General features: G+C 64.3%; 19 protein-coding genes. 7 read left to right on the top strand and 12 right to left on the bottom strand.

Annotation, left to right across the window (positions count from 1 at the left end; translation table 11 throughout):
- Positions 1-7: 7 nt before the first annotated feature.
- The 7 genes from AC1DU8_RS09775 to AC1DU8_RS09745 form a co-directional block, all read right to left on the bottom strand.
- Positions 8-742, bottom strand: coding sequence for a Crp/Fnr family transcriptional regulator (locus AC1DU8_RS09775; protein WP_457280790.1), 735 nt, complete (start codon positions 740-742; stop codon positions 8-10).
- Positions 717-1,466: a cupin domain-containing protein gene (locus tag AC1DU8_RS09770; protein WP_477726683.1), complete on the bottom strand. Its 750-nt coding sequence runs from the start codon at positions 1,464-1,466 to the stop codon at positions 717-719. The genes AC1DU8_RS09775 and AC1DU8_RS09770 overlap by 26 nt, the downstream gene beginning before the upstream one ends.
- Complete coding sequence (locus AC1DU8_RS09765) at positions 1,421-2,068, bottom strand: SDR family NAD(P)-dependent oxidoreductase (RefSeq protein ID WP_477665968.1); 648 nt, start codon at positions 2,066-2,068, stop codon at positions 1,421-1,423. Before AC1DU8_RS09765 ends, AC1DU8_RS09770 begins: the two co-directional genes overlap by 46 nt.
- Positions 2,065-2,463, bottom strand: coding sequence for an MAPEG family protein (locus AC1DU8_RS09760; RefSeq protein WP_457280787.1), 399 nt, complete (start codon positions 2,461-2,463; stop codon positions 2,065-2,067). The genes AC1DU8_RS09765 and AC1DU8_RS09760 overlap by 4 nt, the downstream gene beginning before the upstream one ends.
- A 133-nt stretch (positions 2,464-2,596) precedes the next feature.
- Complete coding sequence (locus tag AC1DU8_RS09755; RefSeq protein ID WP_477665967.1) at positions 2,597-4,339, bottom strand: bifunctional protein-serine/threonine kinase/phosphatase; 1,743 nt, start codon at positions 4,337-4,339, stop codon at positions 2,597-2,599.
- Positions 4,340-4,402: 63 nt separating this feature from the next.
- Positions 4,403-5,215, bottom strand: coding sequence for a formate/nitrite transporter family protein (locus AC1DU8_RS09750; RefSeq protein ID WP_457280785.1), 813 nt, complete (start codon positions 5,213-5,215; stop codon positions 4,403-4,405).
- Between the two features lie 335 nt (positions 5,216-5,550).
- Positions 5,551-6,369, bottom strand: a complete 819-nt coding sequence (locus AC1DU8_RS09745; protein WP_477665966.1) for a dienelactone hydrolase family protein — start codon at positions 6,367-6,369, stop codon at positions 5,551-5,553.
- Between the two features lie 127 nt (positions 6,370-6,496).
- Between AC1DU8_RS09745 and AC1DU8_RS09740 the strand changes: the two genes are divergently transcribed.
- Entirely contained in the window at positions 6,497-7,477 is a 981-nt protein-coding gene (locus tag AC1DU8_RS09740) for a GlxA family transcriptional regulator (RefSeq protein ID WP_477665965.1), read from the top strand.
- 12 nt (positions 7,478-7,489) lie between these two features.
- On the opposite strand, the gene AC1DU8_RS09735 is transcribed toward AC1DU8_RS09740, so the two are convergent.
- Positions 7,490-8,404 carry a ketopantoate reductase family protein gene (locus AC1DU8_RS09735; protein WP_477665964.1) on the bottom strand — a complete coding sequence of 305 codons (915 nt, stop codon included), beginning with the start codon at positions 8,402-8,404 and terminating at the stop codon, positions 7,490-7,492.
- 109 nt (positions 8,405-8,513) lie between these two features.
- A complete protein-coding gene (locus AC1DU8_RS09730) occupies positions 8,514-9,443 on the bottom strand; it encodes a LysR family transcriptional regulator (RefSeq protein WP_477726682.1) in 930 nt (309 codons plus the stop codon).
- Between the two features lie 106 nt (positions 9,444-9,549).
- Between AC1DU8_RS09730 and AC1DU8_RS09725 the strand changes: the two genes are divergently transcribed.
- Positions 9,550-10,179: an NADPH-dependent F420 reductase gene (locus tag AC1DU8_RS09725; RefSeq protein WP_477665962.1), complete on the top strand. Its 630-nt coding sequence runs from the start codon at positions 9,550-9,552 to the stop codon at positions 10,177-10,179.
- Positions 10,180-10,287: 108 nt separating this feature from the next.
- Here AC1DU8_RS09725 and AC1DU8_RS09720 read toward each other — a convergent pair whose 3' ends face one another.
- On the bottom strand, positions 10,288-11,613 hold the full coding sequence (locus tag AC1DU8_RS09720) for an ATP-binding protein (RefSeq protein WP_477665961.1): 1,326 nt from the start codon (positions 11,611-11,613) through the stop codon (positions 10,288-10,290).
- A 10-nt stretch (positions 11,614-11,623) separates the two neighbouring features.
- The gene (gene ompR, locus AC1DU8_RS09715; RefSeq protein ID WP_477665960.1) at positions 11,624-12,373 is read right to left on the bottom strand and encodes an osmolarity response regulator transcription factor OmpR; all 750 of its coding nucleotides are present in this window, start codon (positions 12,371-12,373) and stop codon (positions 11,624-11,626) included.
- Between the two features lie 278 nt (positions 12,374-12,651).
- On the opposite strand from ompR, the gene AC1DU8_RS09710 reads away from it, so the two are divergent.
- The 3 genes from AC1DU8_RS09710 (at position 12,652) to AC1DU8_RS09700 (ending at position 14,596) form a co-directional block, all read left to right on the top strand.
- Positions 12,652-13,194, top strand: coding sequence for a hypothetical protein (locus tag AC1DU8_RS09710; RefSeq protein ID WP_477665959.1), 543 nt, complete (start codon positions 12,652-12,654; stop codon positions 13,192-13,194).
- 73 nt (positions 13,195-13,267) lie between these two features.
- Entirely contained in the window at positions 13,268-13,573 is a 306-nt protein-coding gene (locus AC1DU8_RS09705) for an EF-hand domain-containing protein (RefSeq protein ID WP_457280776.1), read from the top strand.
- Positions 13,574-13,684: 111 nt separating this feature from the next.
- Positions 13,685-14,596, top strand: coding sequence for an alpha/beta hydrolase (locus tag AC1DU8_RS09700; RefSeq protein WP_477700514.1), 912 nt, complete (start codon positions 13,685-13,687; stop codon positions 14,594-14,596).
- A gap of 80 nt (positions 14,597-14,676) precedes the next feature.
- Here the strand turns inward: AC1DU8_RS09700 and AC1DU8_RS09695 are convergent, their stop codons facing one another.
- Positions 14,677-15,924, bottom strand: a complete 1,248-nt coding sequence (locus AC1DU8_RS09695; protein ID WP_457280774.1) for an extracellular catalytic domain type 1 short-chain-length polyhydroxyalkanoate depolymerase — start codon at positions 15,922-15,924, stop codon at positions 14,677-14,679.
- Positions 15,925-16,293: 369 nt separating this feature from the next.
- On the opposite strand from AC1DU8_RS09695, the gene trhO reads away from it, so the two are divergent.
- Together trhO and AC1DU8_RS09685 are read left to right on the top strand one after the other, a co-directional pair.
- Positions 16,294-17,241 carry an oxygen-dependent tRNA uridine(34) hydroxylase TrhO gene (gene trhO / locus AC1DU8_RS09690; protein WP_457280773.1) on the top strand — a complete coding sequence of 316 codons (948 nt, stop codon included), beginning with the start codon at positions 16,294-16,296 and terminating at the stop codon, positions 17,239-17,241.
- 20 nt (positions 17,242-17,261) lie between these two features.
- Positions 17,262-17,915, top strand: a complete 654-nt coding sequence (locus AC1DU8_RS09685; protein ID WP_477726681.1) for a glutathione S-transferase — start codon at positions 17,262-17,264, stop codon at positions 17,913-17,915.
- The last annotated feature ends 118 nt before the right edge of the window (positions 17,916-18,033 follow it).

Genomic DNA, 18,033 nt, shown 5'->3' with positions numbered 1-18,033 from the left:
AGGCCTGTCAGGCGCCGGACTGCGGCAGGCTTTGCAGGCGGCGCAACCCGAACAGATCCTTGATGATGATCTGGCCGCGCTGGCTTTTCAGGAAACCTTCGGCGACCAGCCCCTGCATCAGCCGCGCCACCACTTCACGCGACGTGCCCAGATGCCCGGCCAGCTGCTGCTGCGTCGTTTTCAATACCCCATCGGACGAGGCGTGCAGCAAGACAAAATGCACAAGGCGCTGCCGGTGGTTGAAGGAATGAACGGCATCGAGTTCTGCCATCAACCTGAAAACAAGTGTCGAGAGCGCGTGCAGCGTCAGGTCCTGGATGCACGTTTCCTGCTTGAAGAGCTGCCGGTACAACGGACCGGGGATGACAGCGACACGCGTCGCCTTGTCGGCCTGAACCCAGGCAGGATAAAGAAGATCGTTGAACAGGCAGTTGAGCGAGAGTACGCAGGTCTCCCCGGGCTCCACCAGATACAGCGTGGCCTCGGTACCCGCAGGCGTGATGGTGTAGACGCGCAGCCGGCCCGACAGCACGACATAGGCGCCAGAGGCAGGCTGGCCCTTGTGAATGATGCCGGTTCCTGCCAGCGCACTCATCGGAACAGCACCCTGGGTCAACAGGTTACGGCCGTCCGCACTCAGGCGGCTGAAAGGCTCGAAAAGGGCAAGTTCACGTAAGACCTGCATATTGCTCCATTCGCGGCGACCTGCCGCACCGTCAAACCAGCGGTGCCACGTGGCCACGCTTGATCCACAACAAGGCACCTTCAGAACTGGCCAGGGCGGGCTGCCCGGTGTGTGGATTTCGCAGCCAGCACAGAGGGCCGAGGTCTTGCGCACCCGCAGCGCGCGCGCTCGCGTCGTCGCCAGCTTCGACACGGACCAAACCCTCGACGACCAGCATTTCCTGGCCGCCACGCACGTACTGCGCGGCCATGGTACACCCCGGTTCCAGCCGTACGAGGAATACGGTTTCCCTGGGGCCCTCGTACAGCAATGCATGCCGATGCCGGGCGATTCCGGCATCCACCCAGGGCCTGCCTGCAGCACTGATGACAACGCGGCGCTGTTCGAGCAGGTCCATCTGCCGCAGTTTGACGAAAATGGTGCAGCCCTCGTCGCTGAAGGGCCTGTGGCTGGAGCCCGGCGGATTGCGCACATAGGTACCGGGGCCGTACGAGCCGTGCTCGTCGGAAAATACGCCGCAGAGCACAAGGAATTCTTCGCCCAGCGCATGCGAATGCGCGTCAAACCGGCTGCCAGCGGCATAGCGGACGAGCGACGTTGCCACAGCCACCTCTGCACCGGTACGCTCGAGCATGCGCCGCTCAACCCCGGGCTGCGGCGACGGCAGCCACGGCAGCGACCCGGCCCGTACCAGGACCGGCGCCGTGCGGTCGACGTTCACGTGCATCAGCTCCATCAGAACTTCTCCGACGCGGTCCGCAGGTCCAGCTCCTGTGTCCATGCGGTGCGCGCCTGTTGCGCAAGCCACAGGAAATTGGCAGCCACGCCGTCGGGCGCCATCACCGGGGCTTCTACTGCCGCGTGGCGGGATGCGGCAGCGGAGCCGCGAAGCAAGCCGTCCAGCACGACGTGGGCCACGTGGATGCCCTGCGGCTGGAACTCTCTTGCCAGTGACTGCACAAGCCCGCGAAGGGCAAATTTGCCCGCGGCCATGGCCGCGAAACGGGCCGACCCGCGCAGCGAAGCCGTGGCGCCGGTGAAAAGCAGGTTGCCGCGCCCCACGGCCAGCATGCCCGGCAGCACGGCCCGGGCGCAGTGCGCTGCCCCGACAGGGCCGGCTTCAAGGCACTTGCGCAGCGCACTCGCCTCCAGTTCAAGAAAAGGAGCAATTGCCAGATGACCCGCGTTGTACAGCAGCGTGTCGACGGGGCCGTGGCGCTCGATCAGGGCCGCGATGGCCTGCGTCACTGCCTCACCGTCGACCAGATCGCAATCTGCACGCCGCAGGCCCGCCACTTCGTACCCCGCCTCGTTGAACTGCCGCGCAAGCCATTCGCCGAGCACACCACCGCTACCCGCGATGAGTGCGAAGGGCCGGCTCACAGCACCCCCAGCAGGCGCCCGATCAGCACCAGCGTGGCCGCCCAGCCCGCTGCCCAGGCAAGCGTGCGTGCGCCGGGAACACCGAGCGTGTAAACCACGTAGTGAATGAGCCGCGCAAAAAAGTAGACGGCGCAGGCGGCGGCCGTCACCGAATCGGCTCGGCCGCTAGCCTGCACCGCCAGCACAGCTGGCGCAAAAATCACCAGATTTTCGGTGGCATTGGCCTGGGCCCGCTGTGCGCGCTGGGCCCACTCGGCAAGGGGTTTTTCTGTGGCTGACGGGTTGGCCAGCGTGCCGCCCAGGCCACGCACGGCAATGCGGTTGAGAACGTAAGGCAAGGCGAACAACGCCGCAGCGGCCAGGGTCAATGCCAGCCAGTAGATTTCCTTGGACATGATGGGTTTTTCCTTCTTCGTGACATGCCGCAATGCGGGCACGAACGCGAAGATAGCTGCGCCGGGAAAAGCGTTCTGTAGCTTTTGCTACAGAGTCACAAAGATGGCGAGAAGGCAGCGCCGGCGCCCTGGCTCAATGTCTGCCGATGATCACCAGGCAAATGAACAGGCAGGCGGCCAGCAGCAGCGACAGGCCCTTCCAGAACGCCACCGGGTTGCGCTCCAGCAAAGCCGGGCGAGCCTTGTCCAGAAACGCCTGGTTGGGGTGGCGCAGGTCGTACAAGAACTCCGACAGCTCGCCATAACGCTTGGCGGGATCGGGGTGAACGGCCTTGCGGAGCACGCCGTCCATCCATGCGGGTATGTCACGGTCTTCGTACAGCACGGAGTCATAGCGCAGCTTGCTTTGTGCGGCCCGGGTCCGGCATTTGGCCACTTCGGCGCCGTAGGGCAGCTTGCCGGTCAGCATCTGGTAGGTGATGACGCCGAGCGAGAACAGGTCTGAGCGCGTGGTACCGCCCTCGCCCACAAAATACTCCGGCGCCGAATACTGGGCCGTGCCCAGGATGTCTTCGTGCCCGCCGGGCGCATCTGCTTCCATGAGGCTGGCCACGCGGGTTGAGCCAAAGTCAATGATCTTCGCCGTGCCGGTCTTGTCGATCATGACGTTCTCGGGCCGCAGGTCCTGGTGCAGCATCTCCAGCCGGTGAAACGCGCGCAGGCCTTTGGCGATCTGCTCCACCAGCCCGCGCACGGCTTCCAGGCCGGGCCGGGGATTGTCGATCATCCACTGGCTCAGCGTTTGCCCGTCGATGTATTCGGTGGCCACATACACATAGTGGCGCTTTCGGGTCGGCACATAAGGCTTCAGCACATGCGCGCTGTTGATGCGCCGGGCGATCCACTCTTCCGTCAAAAACCTTTCAAGGTAGGCCGGGTCACCGCCCAGGTCTATTGACGGTGTTTTCAGGATGACGAGCACGCCCGTTTCGTTGTCTGTGGCGAGGTAAATATGGCTGCGGCTGCTGCCGTGCACTTCGCGGACGATGGTGTAGCCGTCAAACTGCGTCCTGGCCTCCAGGATGGGCGGAAGCGGCAGGCCCGACAGCTGCTGGAGCAACTCGCCGGCCTGCCCGTTGGGCAGCTCATCGACGCGGACAATCTGTGCCGTGAGGTTGTCGCCGCTGCCCCGCTCCAGGGCTTTTTCAACGATGGATTTGGCCGCCATATCAAGCCCACCGGGCTCGTCGGCACAGATGTGGATGAGGCCGGCCATGTCGTATTCGCTGACGTGTTCGTACACGCCGTCGGTGGCCAGAAGAAAGATGTCGCCCTGCTCCACCTGCTGGGTCTGGTAGTCGATCTCAAGCTGCGGCTTGAAGCCCAGCGCACGGCCAAGGTAGCTTTGGCCCTGGGAAATCCACACACGGTGGTCGTTGGTCAGTTGTTCCAGCGCCTTGCCGCGCAGGCGGTAAATGCGCGAGTCACCGACATGAAAAATATGCGCGGTGGTCGACTTGATGACCATGGCGCTCAGCGTGCACACATAACCTTTATCCTTGTCGTAGCGGTATTGGCTTTTCTGCGTCTGGGCATGCAGCCAGGAGTTGGTGGCGCTCAAGATCCGCTCGGCCGATGTCTTGACCGACCAGGCCTCCGAGGTGCAGTAATAGTCTTCAAGAAAACCAGTGACGGCGTACTGGCTGGCCACGTCGCTGACGGCGCTGCTGCTGATGCCGTCGGCCAGCGCAACGGCGATGCCCTTGGCGCTCAGTTGCGGCTCTTTAGGTACATAGATACCGTGGAAATCCTGGTTGGTTTCCTTGCGGCCCTTGTCCGAATACTGACCTGCCGATATCTTCAGTTCACTGGACATGTGGGGTACCGGCAAAGCCCCCGCGCATGCAAGATGCGCGAGGGCCTTTGTTTTGGAGGCGGATTATTTGAAAGAACGTGTCGGTCCGGTTTTAATGTGTGTGGCATACAGCGTCAAGCCGGTGAAGGCCAGGCCGCCCACCAGGTTGCCCAGCACCGTCGGAATTTCGTTCCAGATCAGGTAGTCCATGATGGTGAAATGCGCGCCCAGCAGCAGGCCGGATGGGAACAGGAACATGTTCACGATGGAGTGCTCAAACACCATGTAAAAGAACAGCATGATGGGCATCCACATCGCGATCACCTTGCCGCTGACCTGGGTGGAGATCATCGCACCCACCACGCCGGCCGACACCATCCAGTTGCACAACATGCCGCGCACGAAGAGCGTGAGCATGCCGTTCGCACCGTATTTCTGGTAGCCCAGCGTGCGGCTCTCGCCCACGATGCCGATAGCCTTGCCCACGGCGCTGGGCTCGGTCGAGAAGCCGTTGGTGACGTAGATGGCCATCATCACCGCCACCGTGAAGGCGCCCGCGAAGTTGCCGACGAACACCAGGCCCCAGTTACGCAGCACACCCTTGAGCGTGACGCCCGGGCGCTTGTCGATCAGCGCCAGCGGGCACAACACAAACACGCCGGTCAGCAAGTCGAAGCCGAACAGGTACAGCATGACAAAACCCACCGGGAACAGCACGGCGCCCAGCAGGGGCTGGCCGGTCTGCACGTTGATGGTGACGGCGAACCAGGCTGCCAGAGCCAGAATGGCGCCGGCCATGTAGGCCCGGATAACGGTGTCGCGGGTGGACATGAAGATTTTGGATTCACCCGCATCCACCATCTTGGTCACAAATTCCGAAGGCACTAAATAAGCCATACGATCCCTCTAAATCCTGAAAAAAGCCAAAAAAAAATCCACTTCGAGATCTTCAAAAGATTGAAGACCGAAGTGGACGTCGTTATCCATTCAGATCGATGGGCACCGGCGAAGCCCGCCGTACCCTGCGCAGGCCTTCGTTAGCCTGACCTGATGGATGCAAGCACATACCGTGCCGCTAACAAAACACCGCGAATCCGGGCTTGCCGACGCTTTAGCGACGCTTTTACCCGTCGTTTTGGCACTGCGAAGGGAGTGACTGCCCCAAATTTGTGCATCGAGGTGTCCATCTTTAAATATTTTGGTGCCAGCTGGGCCACTGCCGGATACAGGCGCTAAGGCGCAAGCCGCTGCGCAAAGAACGCCAGGATCTCGTCACGCGCCGCCAGTGTGGGCTGGCCCGCCTCGTCGATCAGGTGGGCGGTGACCACGCTGTGCGGTGTCTTCACGTGCGCCGCAAAGAACGGCGGCACGTCGGGGTTGGCGGCGCTGTCGGGCAGCACGCGGCCCACAAAGCGGTCGCCCAGCGCCTCGGCATAGGCCGCAAAGCGCTGGGCCCTGCAAAAGCTGTCGCCTTCAAACCGATAGGCCAGCACCGTGAGGTTCTCGCGGTCCAGCCGCTGGCGGACGGCCTTGATGTCCGCAGGCGAAATTTCGATGCCGGCCGGATCATTGAGCGGCAGCGACGGCTGGCACAGCACCGGCGCCAGCATGGCAGGCTCCAGCATCATCGTGAGGGCGAAATTACCCGTCCAGCACATGCCGATGGCGCCCACGCCGGGGCCGCCGCACTCGTCATGCGCCAGCCTTGCCAGTGCCCGCAGCCACTGCGTGGCCGGGCTGGCCTGGTTGGACGCGAACGCGCGGAACTCGGCGCTGACACAGGCGCGCTGAAAGATGGCCGCGCCTTCATCGGCACGCGGCACGGCGCCGTCGCGGCCAAAGAGCGACGGCATGTAGACGGTAAAACCTGCGTCGCGCACCCAACGGCTGAAGCGCGCCACGTGCGGGCTGATGCCGGGCATCTCGGTCATGACGATCACGGCCGGGCCTGTACCCATGAGGTAGACCTTCCTGGTGATGCCGTCGAGCGTGATCTCGCGCTGGGTGAAATCCTCGAGGGAGTCGTCTTCGGTCAGCTTGCGCGTTGTCATCGGTGTCCTTGCTTTGCGAACGGTGGGAGCAATGGCGTCCGTGGAATTCATGGAACAGATGAATTTGGCACCGCACGCGCGTAAACTCCCAGTGTCTATTTCGACATGTTTAAGGCCTTTTCAGCCAATGCGAGATTTCACCCTCCTGCTGCTGCCGGGCACCTTTGCCACCGGCGTGGCGGCCACGCTCGATATCCTGCAGGCCGCGTCTGCCCTCGCGCCGCGCATGAAGCTGGCGCGCCCCACCTGGCGCGTGTTGTCAGCCACCGGCGGCCCGGTGCCGCTGAGCTCGGGCCTTCACATAGACACCGCGGCCCTGCCCCGGCGCTACCGGCCCGATGCTGCCACCTGGATCGTGCCGGGCCTGGGCCTGGACAACCCGCAGGCCCTCAACACCGGCTTGGCCACCGCAGACGCGCAACGCGTGATTCAGGCCGTCGCCGCGCATGCTGCGCACGGTGGCCGTGTTGCGGCGTCGTGCTCGGCGGTTTTTTTGCTTCAGGCGGCCGGTGTGCTGGCCGGGCGCCGGGTCACCACCTCCTGGTGGCTGGCGCCGGAGCTTCGAAGGCGGGAGCCGGCCTGTTCCGTCAATGCCGACCGGATGGTGTGCGCCGACGGCCCGGTGAGCACCGCAGGCGCCGCCTTTGCGCAAACCGACCTGATGCTGCATTTGTTACGCGAGCAGTTCGGGGTAACCCTGGCCGAGGCTGTAGGACGCATCCTCTTGATCGACGGGCGGCAGGCGCAAGCGCCTTTTGTGGTGCCAGCCATGCTCTCCAGCGGCAACGCACTGGTGGCCCGCCTGGTGGCGCGGATCGAATCCGCCCTGCCCAGCCCGCCCAGCGTGGAGGCACTGGCAAACGAATTCGCGATGTCGCAGCGGACGCTGTCGCGCCACGTGCGCGAGGCCACGGGCAAGAGCACGATGGCGCTGGTGCAAAGCGTTCGGCTCAATCGCGCGCGGATGCTGATTGAGTCCAGCCGGATGACCATCGAACGCGTGGCCGAGCAAGTGGGCTACGAAGATGCCACGGCGCTCCGGCGCATGATGCACAAGGCGGCGGGCGCCAACCCGAGCCGATACCGGGCGGCGGGGTTAAGAGCTTGAGAGCCCGGCGATTCAGGCGAGGGCCTGCCTGGACTCCATCAACTTCACCAGAGCCCACAGCACCCGGTTCGCCGGCGTGGCCACACCCAGCGCTTCACCGCGCCTGACGACCAGCCCGTTGAGGTAGTCGATTTCGGTGGGTTTGCCGCGCGCCAGGTCTTGTGCGGTGGATGACAACTGGTTGGGCATGCTGCCGGCCAGTTTGTCCACGGCCAGGTGCATGTCGCCCTGCACCTGCACGCCTTCGGCCTCTGCCACGGCCAGGCATTCGGCCACCACGTCGCGCATGACGTCTTTCACGCCCTCGCCTTGCACGGTTTTGCCGTACGGCAGCTGCGCGATGGCCGAGACGGCGTTGTAGGCGCAGTTGAGGATGAGCTTGGCCCACAACGCGCCGCGCACGTTGCTGGAGATTTCAACCGGCACACCGGCTGCGATGAAGGCCTGGGCCACGGCCTCGCTCCGGCTGGCCGGCTCAATCACCAGCTCGCCGCGGCCGTGGTGCCTGACGTGGCCGGGGCCGGCCATTTCGGTGGCCACGTACACCACGGCGGCCGCCACGGCGTGCTGCGGCAGCACGGTGCGCAGGCGGTCGGCGTTGTCCACGCCGTTTTGCAGGCACAGCACCAGCGCATCCGGTGCCAGGTGCGGCCGGATCAATGCGCCCGCAGCTTCGGTGTCGGTGGATTTCACGCAGAACAGCACCAGGTCGGCGCCCTGCACGGCGGTGGGTTCGCTGCTGGCGGCCAGGCGCACGTGTTCGTCGAAAGTGCGGGTTTCCATGTGCAGGCCGTCACTCTGGATGGCGTCAGCATGCCGGGGCCGGGCGATCAGCACCACGTCAAGCCCGGCACGGGCCAGCATACCGCCGTAATAACAACCAACGGCGCCTGCGCCCATCACGGCGACTTTGAGGGATTGGGTCATGGGGGTCTTTGCCTTCGGTGAGATGCAGATACGGAAACGGAAAAAGGAATTGTGGGTGAAGTCTGCCGCCCCTGCAGGCGACCGGGCCTCTTGGAAACCTGTTCGCGGTCTACACGGGGTCGCCGGCAAAGCGCCGGGCCAGCTGGTCGCGCTCGAAGGCCTCGACGACGAAGTCGATAAACACCCGCGTCTTGGCGGGCATCTGGCTGCGCGTGGCGTAGTAAATCGAGATCGCGCCGGCATCGACATACCACTGCGGCAGCACCCTGACGAGCTCGCCGCGCTCCAGCAAAGGCAGCACATCGGGCAAAGCCACGAGCGCTACCCCCAGACCCAGCAGCGCCGCGGCGCGCATGGCCGTCGGATCGTTCATGACCATTGACTCCATAAAAACTGCCGGAACCTCAGCACCGGCCGCGTCGCGCATGACCCACTGGCGAACCCGGCCCGTTCCGCTGGAACGCAGAGCGATACCTTTGAGCCCGGCCAGACCCGTGGGGTTGGCTGGAGCCTGCTGGCCTGCCATATAGGCGGGCGACGCCACGGCGACCAGGTGAATCGGGGCCAGCGCGCGAGACACCACGCCCGGTGACAGCTCAAAGCCGCCGCCGATGGCCGCGTCATACCCCTCGGCAATCAGGTCGACCGGTCGGTTTTCAAAGTACCAGTCAGGACGTATGAGCGGATAACGGTCCAGGAAGGCCGGCAGCAAAGGCACGATGTACTCGGTGCCGAAGGTGGGTGACATGCTGACCTTGAGCGGGCCCGCGGGAGTGCCGCTGTCGCTGGAAACGGCCGCGATGGCGGACTGCAGCGCGTCGAGGTTGCCGCCGATCGATCCCAGGAAGCGTTCACCGGCTTCGGTCAGCGTGAGTTTGCGGGTTGAGCGCTGAAACAGCCGCACGCCCAGGTTTCGCTCCAGCATGGCCACATTGCGGCTGACGGCAGCTGGCGTCAGCGCCAGGCGCCGCGCCGCTTCCGAAAAGCTGCGGCCTTCGGCGCTGCGAATAAACGATTCGAGGTTGGCCAGGGTTTCCACTTCGCCATTTTAAAGTAATGATTGAAAATAATTCAATCAATTACCGGCTTATCAAAAGGCAATCAAAAACCCATCATTCACCCATCAACAACCAAGGAGTGAATTTATGTCTACCCCCTCAACCCCATCCAGCACCCCCAGCATCGGGATCATCGGCGCCGGCGCCATCGGCACGGCATTTGCCAAAACCCTGGCCCGCCAGGGCATCCATGCCACGCTGTCCAACAGCCGCGGCCCGGACTCGCTCAAAGACATCGTGCGCGAACTGGGCCCCACCATCCACGCCGGCACCGTCAAGGAGGCCGCCACAAAAGACATCGTGCTGGTGGCCGTCAACTGGGGGCGCCTGCCTGAGGCGCTGGCCGGTTTGCCCAACTTTGGCGGCCGTGTCGTTATTGACGCCAACAACGCTGTCGAAGGCCCTCCTCTCCGGCCCGTTGAGCTGAACGGCCGCGCCTCCAGCGAAGTGTTTGCCGAGCTGGTGCCCGGCGCGCGCGTGGTAAAGGCCTTTAACCACCTGGTCGCCCGGCTGCTGGCCACTGACCCCGCCGACCAGGGCGGCAAACGCGTGCTGTTTTTCTCAGGCGACGACGCCAAGGCAAAGGCGACCGTGGCGGCACTGATCAGCCAGCTCGGGTTCTCGGGAATCGACCTCGGCGCTTTGGCCGTGGGTGGACGCCTGGCGCAGTTCCCCGGCGGCCCGCTGCCCATTCTCAACTTGGTGCAGTTCGGCTGAAGCCGCAGCAATCGCTATCAAATCAATAGCTGCTTGCGCTCGTCTCTATTGGCCTGCAGCCCGTTTTGATGCTTGAAAAGGCCTTTTGAGGCCTTTTTTTGGGTATTTTCAGGCCCGCGGCAGCGTGATCCGGGCGCAGAGGCCCCCACCGTCGGCAGGCAGCAGTTCAAACTTGCCGTCATGCGTGCGCACGATGCGGTCCACGATGGCCAGGCCCAGCCCTGCGCCGGGCGGGCCGGTACGCGTACTTTCAGCGCGGCGAAACGGTTGTTTCAAAGCCTCGGCCTGCGCCGCGTCGATGCCGGCGCCGTGGTCTGTCACCGCTATCCAGACCGAGTCGCCTTGTACGCCGGTGACCATCGTGACCGGCGGCAGGCCATGGCGCCAGGCGTTTTCGACCAGGTTGGTGAGCACGCGGCGCATCGCACGCGGGCGCAAGGGCACGGGCGGCGGGTTGCCGCCCTGCAGCGCCACCGGCATGCCGTGGCCAGCCGAGGCGGCCGCCACCTCAGCCGCCAGCACATCCAGCGCCACCGGCGCCGGCGCTTCGCTTTCGGTGCTGCGGGCAAAGTCCAGGAACTGGCTGATGATGGCGTCCATTTCTTCCACGCCGCGCGTCATGCGGGCCATCAGCTCATCGTCGCCTTGATCACTTTTGTCGCGCAGGATCTCGATGCCCAGGCGAAGTTTGGTCAGGGGTGTGCGCAGGTCGTGCGACACCCCGGCCAGCATCAGCGTGCGCTCGTCGTCGGCCTGGGCCAGGCTGCGCACCATCTGGTTAAAGCTGCGGCTCAGGTCGGCGATTTCCGTCGGGCCGTCTTCGGGCAGCGGCTGCGGGCTGGTGCCGCCCGCCAGTGTGTGCGCCGAAGCCATCACGCGGCGCAAGGGCTGGTTCAGGTAACGGTGAATCAACAGCGCACCCAGCAAGGCCAGCAAGGCACTGGCGAATGATGTCACGACCCAGGCGCCGGTGAATTCACGCGCCGGCAGCACGCCGGGCAGGTTGACCCAATGGTCGGCGCCATCCAGGCGCAGCCGCACCGCCAGGCTGCCGCCGGCTTCGCGGCGCCAGATGATCTCGGAGCCCTCGCCTTCCAGCGCAATGCCGCGCGAGGCTTCATTGACGAAGCGCCGCTCAAGCCGGCTCAGCAGCCGGCGTTCGCCACGGCCGTCACCCTCGTCGTCATCGGCAATGCCCTGCATGGCACGGCGGTTGAACTGCGCCACAAAGGCCTCGCGCTGCGCGGGCGGCATGGCGGCCAGGCCGGCACGGATGGAGCTGACATTGCGCGCCACCGCCACCGACAGCTGCGCCAGCCGCGGCTTGATGATCAGCTGGCGCACCAGCAGCGCGCTGGCCAGCTGGCCGACCACAATGAGCACCACGATCAGCAGCACATTGCGGCCGAACAGGCTGCGTGGAAACAGCTTCATGGAAATAGCCTCACGGCTTGCCCGCCTTGCCGTTTTTTGCCGCACCGCCTTCCGGCACAAACACATACCCCACGCCCCACACGGTCTGGATGTGCACCGGCTGGGAAGGGTCCGACTCAATCAGCTTGCGCAGGCGCATGACCTGCACGTCGATGCTGCGGTCGGTGGCTTCGTGGTCGCGGCCGTAGGCCAGCTCGATCAGCCTGTCGCGGCCCAGCGGCCGGTTGGGGTGCAGGGCCAACGCCTGCAGCAGGCTGAACTCACCGGTGGTGAGCGGCACGTCTTCACCGTTTTTTTCCAGCCGGCGTGCTTCCAGCTTCAAGGTGAAGGCGCCAAACTGCACCGTGCCCTGGCCGGGCAGCGGGCCGCTGTGCGCGCCCAGCATGCGCTGCCGGCGCACCAGCGCCTGGATGCGGGCCAGCAGCTCGCGGGGATTGAAGGGCTTGGGCAGGTAGTCGTCAGCGCCCATTTCCAGCCCGACGATGCGGTCCACCGGGTCGCCGCGGGCGGTGAGCATCACGATGGGAATGGTTTCACCCTGCGCGCGCAGGCGGCGGCACACCGCCAGGCCGTCTTCGCCCGGCATCATGACGTCGAGCACCAGCACGTCGAAGCGCTCACGCGCCAGCAGGGTGTCCAGGGTTTTGGCGTCTTCCAGTGTGCGCACGGCGTAACCCTGATCGCTCAGGTAACGCTGCAGCAGGCTGCGCAGGTCGGCCTCGTCGTCGACCACCAGGACCCGGGCCAGTGGCTCGCTCATCGTGAAAGGCCTGTCTGCAAAAGCGCGCTGGAAACAACCATAAGAAAACACCCGTCGCAAGAAAGATGCCCCATGGTAGCGGCCCGCGTCTGGCCGCCCGCCCGGCAAATCATGACAAACGATGACAAAGCCGGGATTTGCTCATGCCTTGTCATCAAGAGGCCGCCTGCAGCCATGCCTGGCTCACATCTGGCGGCCACAGTGACATCACGGCGCTGCAATGCGGCCGGAATCTCAAGACCCTTCACCGTTCAACGTCAACCTTCAAGGAGTTCACCATGAAAACCATGCTTTCCGCCACTGCCCTGACCACCGCCCTGACATGCACCCTGCTGGCCGCAGGTTTTGCCACCCCCGCCGAAGCGGCCAGCCGCCACGTGGTGCGGACCCATGCCGATGGCAGCGCCACCGCCACCAGGGCAGTCACCCGCCAGGGCCCGCAAGGCGGCACACGGGTGCGCAACCGCAGCACCACCGCCGACGGGCAGGGCAATGCCAGCACAGCGGGCAGCGCCTCCACCACAGGCCCCAACGGCGCCACCGCCGTGCGCACCGGCCAGGCCAGCCGCAGCGCGGACGGTTCGGCACAGCGCAGTGGCAATTTTGCCGCCACCGGGGCCAAAGGCAGCGTGGAAAGCAGCGGCAGCAGCAGCAAAACCGCTGACGGCGCCGTCAACGCCAGCCGCAACACCACGGCCACCAGCGCTGCCACCGGCAACAGCGTGCAAAGCACGGCGTCCTACAACCAGGCCACCGGCGTTACCCGCAGCACAACTTGCTATGACGCTGCCGGCGCGGCGATGAGCTGCCCGTCGCGTTGAGCGCGCCTGGGCCTTTCATCAAATCCGGTTTTCAAAATTTCGACCTTCACTTTCATTTTTTTGGAGCACTCTCATGACCCCCTCGTTCAATCTCCGCGCACTTTCAATCATTGGTCTGCTGACACTAGGTACCGCAGCCCATGCCCAGGCACCCAATGCCGCCCGCCTGGAAAAAGCCCGTACCGAACTGCAAAAGCGCTTTGAGGCGGCCGACACCAACAAGGACGGCAAGCTGACCCGCGAGGAGGCGCAGGCAAAAATGCCCAAGGTGTACAAAAACTTTGACGCCATCGACGCCAGCCATGCAGGCACTATCTCGCTGGCCGACATCGAGACCTTTGTGGCATCGAAAAAAGGCTCGCGCAAACCGGCCGGCTGACGACTACGCATCGCGCAGCCCGAATGCCTGACCCATCGTTGACGCACAAGGTCAGAGGCGGGCCGGATATGCTGTCCGGCCTGCCCGCCGCAATACCACTGGAGCCATGACATGTCCCTTGCCCCTCGCCTCCTCACACACTGGCCGACGCTTGCGCTGGTGCTCACCGCGGTTCTCTACGCCGGGCCGGCACCTGCCCAGCAGGACAGCGGCCGCCTGGCGAGAAAAACCGCCAGGTCCACCGTACCGGCCGGTGTGCGCCAAATCCCCGACATCGCCTACGGCACAGACCCGCGCCAGCGCATGGATGCCTACCTGCCGCAGCAGCCGGCAGCCAACGCACCGGTCATCGTCATGGTGCACGGCGGTGCCTGGATGGTGGGCAACAAGGCGATGGCCAACGTGACCGACAACAAGGTGGCCTGGTGGGTCAAGCAGAAGGGCTACATCCTGGTGTCGGTGGGTTATCGCCTGTCGCCGCAGGTTGACCCGCTGGTGCAGGCGCGCGATGTGGCCAGTGCCCTGGCCAAGACGCAGGCCATGGCCGCCTCGTGGGGTGGCGATCCGGCCAAGGTCATTCTTATGGGGCATTCGGCGGGCGCACACCTGGTGGCACTGCTGGGTGCCTCGCCGGCATTGGCCTATACGTCAGGCGCCAGGCCGTGGCTAGGCACTGTGGCACTTGACAGCGCCGCGCTGGACCTTGAGCGCATCATGAAAGCGCGGCACATGCGGTTTTATGACCGCGTATTTGGCACTGACCCGGCCTACTGGCGCACTGTGTCGCCCACCAGCGTGCTGGCGGCTGACGCCACGCCGATGCTGCTGGTCTGCTCGACACAACGGGCGGATGACCCCTGCGCACAATCGCGTGACTTTGCCGCGAAGGTGACGGCCAAAGGCGTGCGGGCCAGCGTGCTGCCGCAAGACCTGACGCACGAACAGGTCAACACCACGCTGGGCCTGCCCGGCGGGTATACCGATGCGGTAGACGGTTTTATGGCGGGGCTGCTGCCGCGCTGATGGTTTTAAGAAAAAACAGGCTGCAGCCCGCAAGGAACAAGCGCAAGCAGCTATTGATTTAATAGCAGATTCAGGCTCAGCTACTTCGCCGCACCAGGCCCTGCCGCGGCCGGAGCGGCATTGCGGCGGTGGTAGGTGAAAAACGTCCACATCATCAGCGTGGCGTCGGGGCCTTCAGGCTCGCTGTATTCCATGCTGGCGTCTCCGCCGCTCCAGGCGTGGCCCAGGGCGTCTACGTCGCACTTCACCAGCTGCGGCTTGCGGCCGGCGTACCAGGTCGTGGTCTGGTAGGCATGGCGTGGCCGCCTGCCGCTGCGGCGCTCGGGGTAACGGCGAACCACCGGCTCGAGGCGGGCCGCATTTTGGGTAATGACCGGGTTGTTGATGATTTCGAACTGCTCGGCCAGTTGCTCGGCGTTCACCCGCCGCACCACGGCATCGTTGTCGCCATGGATCAGGATGGCCGGCATGCCCGGGAACGCCGGCTGGTCGCTGGCAAACAAGCGCGCCACCGCATCGTAAGACGAGCCCGAGCCGTGTTGCATGGCCCGGTAGGCGCTGAAGGGCGAGTGGGTGGTGCCGAACACGGGTGCGGAATGCATGCCCACGGCCGCGATCAACTCCGGGTGGCGCAGTGCCACGATGGCCGCCAGCGCGGCGCCGGCCGACAGGCCCGCAACGTAAGTTCGTGAAGCGTCAAGCCCGTGTTTTTGCTGCACCTGGGAAATCATGGCGGCGATCACGCCCACATCGCCCTCCCCGTTTTGTGTGGCCCGCTTGTACCAGTGCCAGCAGCGGTGGGCGTCGGCCGCACTGGATTGCTGGGGGTAGAGCACCGCAAAACCCTTGCGCTCGGCCAGTTCGTTCATGCGGCTGCCCGCTGCAAAGTCAGCCGCCGTCTGCTGGCAGCCGTGCAGCATGACCACCAGCGGGCGCGGTGCTGCAGGGGCATCGGGAACCCCGGCAGTAATGGCCGTAGTGGCCGTAGCGGCCGCGGCAGGAAGATACAGCCAATACAGCATGCGCCGGGAATCCGTCAGCAAGCCGTCCCCGGGCAAGGTAAACCAGGCCTTGCGCCAGGTGCCGGGCAACCCGGCTGCGGCGCGGGCCTGTGCCGCCGTGGGCCGGCGGGCTTTTTTGGCGGGCCGGACAACCACCGGTTTCAACAGCTTGACCCCGGGCCTGCGCCGGCGCGGCGTTGTGGTGGCAGGCAACGTCGGCGTGACCTTGGGAAGCAGGCTTTCAAACAGCCGCAAGCCCTGCGCCTGCTGGGCCTTGCCCATGCGGCGCATGCTTTTAAGCCAAAGACTGCTTATGCTTCTGGACATGGTTTGACAAAAAGTGGTGGGGCCATCTGGGGTCGGTTCGAGGTCTGCGTCTACTTTGATTTCCAGGAAGGTATTTGCGCCAGATCAATAAGTACACGGTCATTTTGCTGCATTGCAACAAAATGTCTACCAGCATGGCCATAAAACATTGAATTCGGCGCTTTCCGTCACAAAATCGGGGTTACAAAATGCTAAAACCCGAGCCGCTACGATGGAGCCTGGGAGCGCTTGTGCCATTTCGGCGCGTTATCAGCGCCATTTCAGCGCGTACACGCACCGTTTAGAGTCTTTTCGTGCTTTCCGGCCTTTGCCCTGTTTGCCCTCTTTTGAACGACCGCACATTTCTTTTCGCTTTTCGCCTGTTTTCTCATGCCCGAATTCCTGACCGCCGCCCTTTACCAGTTCGTTGAGCTGCCCGATTTCGCCGAGCTGCAGGCGCCGCTGCTGGCGCAGTGTGAGGCCCATGGTGTCAAGGGCACGCTGCTGCTTGCGGCAGAAGGCATCAACGGCACGATTGCCGGGCCTGAAGAAGGTGTGCGCGCCGTGCTGGCCTATCTGCGCAGTGACCCGCGCCTGGCGACGCTGGAGCACAAGGAAGCGTGGGCTGAGTCCATGCCGTTTTACCGGATGAAGGTGCGCCTCAAGCGCGAGATAGTCACCATGGGTGTGCCGGAAGTCCACCCCGCGCTGATGGCCGGCGAATACGTCAAGCCGCAGGAATGGAATCAGCTGATCAACGAACCGGGCGTGGTGCTGGTCGATACACGCAACGATTACGAGGTGTCCATCGGCACCTTCCACGGCGCCATCAACCCGCACACCAGCAGCTTTTCAGAGCTGCCCGGCTGGGTGGAGAGCGAAATGGCCGAAGGCGGCAAGCTGGCGGCGCATGACGGCAAAAAGCCGAAGGTAGCCATGTTCTGCACCGGGGGCATTCGCTGCGAGAAATCCACCGCGCTGCTGCGCTCCAAAGGCTTCGAGGAGGTCTACCACCTCGAGGGCGGCATCCTCAAGTACCTGGAAACCGTGCCCGAGGCGCAAAGCACCTGGGAAGGCGAATGTTTTGTGTTTGACGAGCGTGTGTCCGTCGGCCACGGCCTCAAGCCCGGCGCCTTCACGCTGTGCCGCTCGTGCCGCGATCCGCTGAGCGAGGAAGACCGCCAGTCGCCGCTGTACGAGTTGGGCGTGAGCTGCGCGCACTGCCATGCAAAGACGACGGAAGAACAGAAAGCCGGCTACCGCGAGCGCCAGCGCCAGGTTGAGCTGGCCGAAGCGCGCAATGCCGCGCACATCGGCGTGCGGCAATCCGGCACCTGAAGCACCTGGTGTTTCAGGCCATGAACAGCGCCCTGCCCGTCCTCTATTCCTTTCGCCGCTGCCCGTATGCCATGCGCGCCCGCCTGGCGCTGGCCGTGAGCGGCGAGCCCTATGAGCTGCGTGAAGTCGTGTTGAAGAACAAGCCCGCACAAATGCTGGACGCTTCGCCCAAAGGCACCGTGCCGGTGCTGGTGCTGCCCGGTGGCGAAGTCATTGATGAAAGCCTGGACGTGATGCTGTGGGCGCTGCGGCGCAATGATCCCGAGGGTTGGCTCACATCACCGCAGGGCTCTCTTGATGACATGCTCGCGCTGGTTGCCGGCAACGACGGTGCCTTCAAGCGCAGCCTGGACCGCTACAAATACCCGAATCGCTACCCCGAAGAAGCCGCAGGCGACAACGCGGGCTTTGCCTTGTCACACCAGGCTGCATGCGCAAGTTGGCTGGGCCAGCTGGAAACCGTGCTGGCTGGCGGCTGGCTCTTCGGCACGCATGCCAGCCTGGCCGACATGGCGTTGCTGCCGTTTGTGCGGCAGTTTGCACATACCGATGCGGCCTGGTTTGCCGCGCAACCCTGGCCGCAGGTGCAGACCTGGCTGGCGCGCTTTGAAACCAGCGTGCTGTATGAAGGCGTGATGGGCAAGCATGCGCCTTGGCCGGCGGGTGCTGTGTAAGGCCGTATTCGCTATCAAATCAATAGCTGCTCGCGCAGATCCTGATTGGACTGGAAGCCAATTTGATGCCTGAAATCGGTCTGAAAAGCCGTTTTGGACGTGCTTTTTGGCCGACAGG

This window comes from Polaromonas sp. P3_A5 (assembly GCF_056403055.1).
The sequence above is the reverse complement of the archived record's forward strand: the minus strand, read 5'-3'. Positions and strand labels throughout refer to the sequence as shown.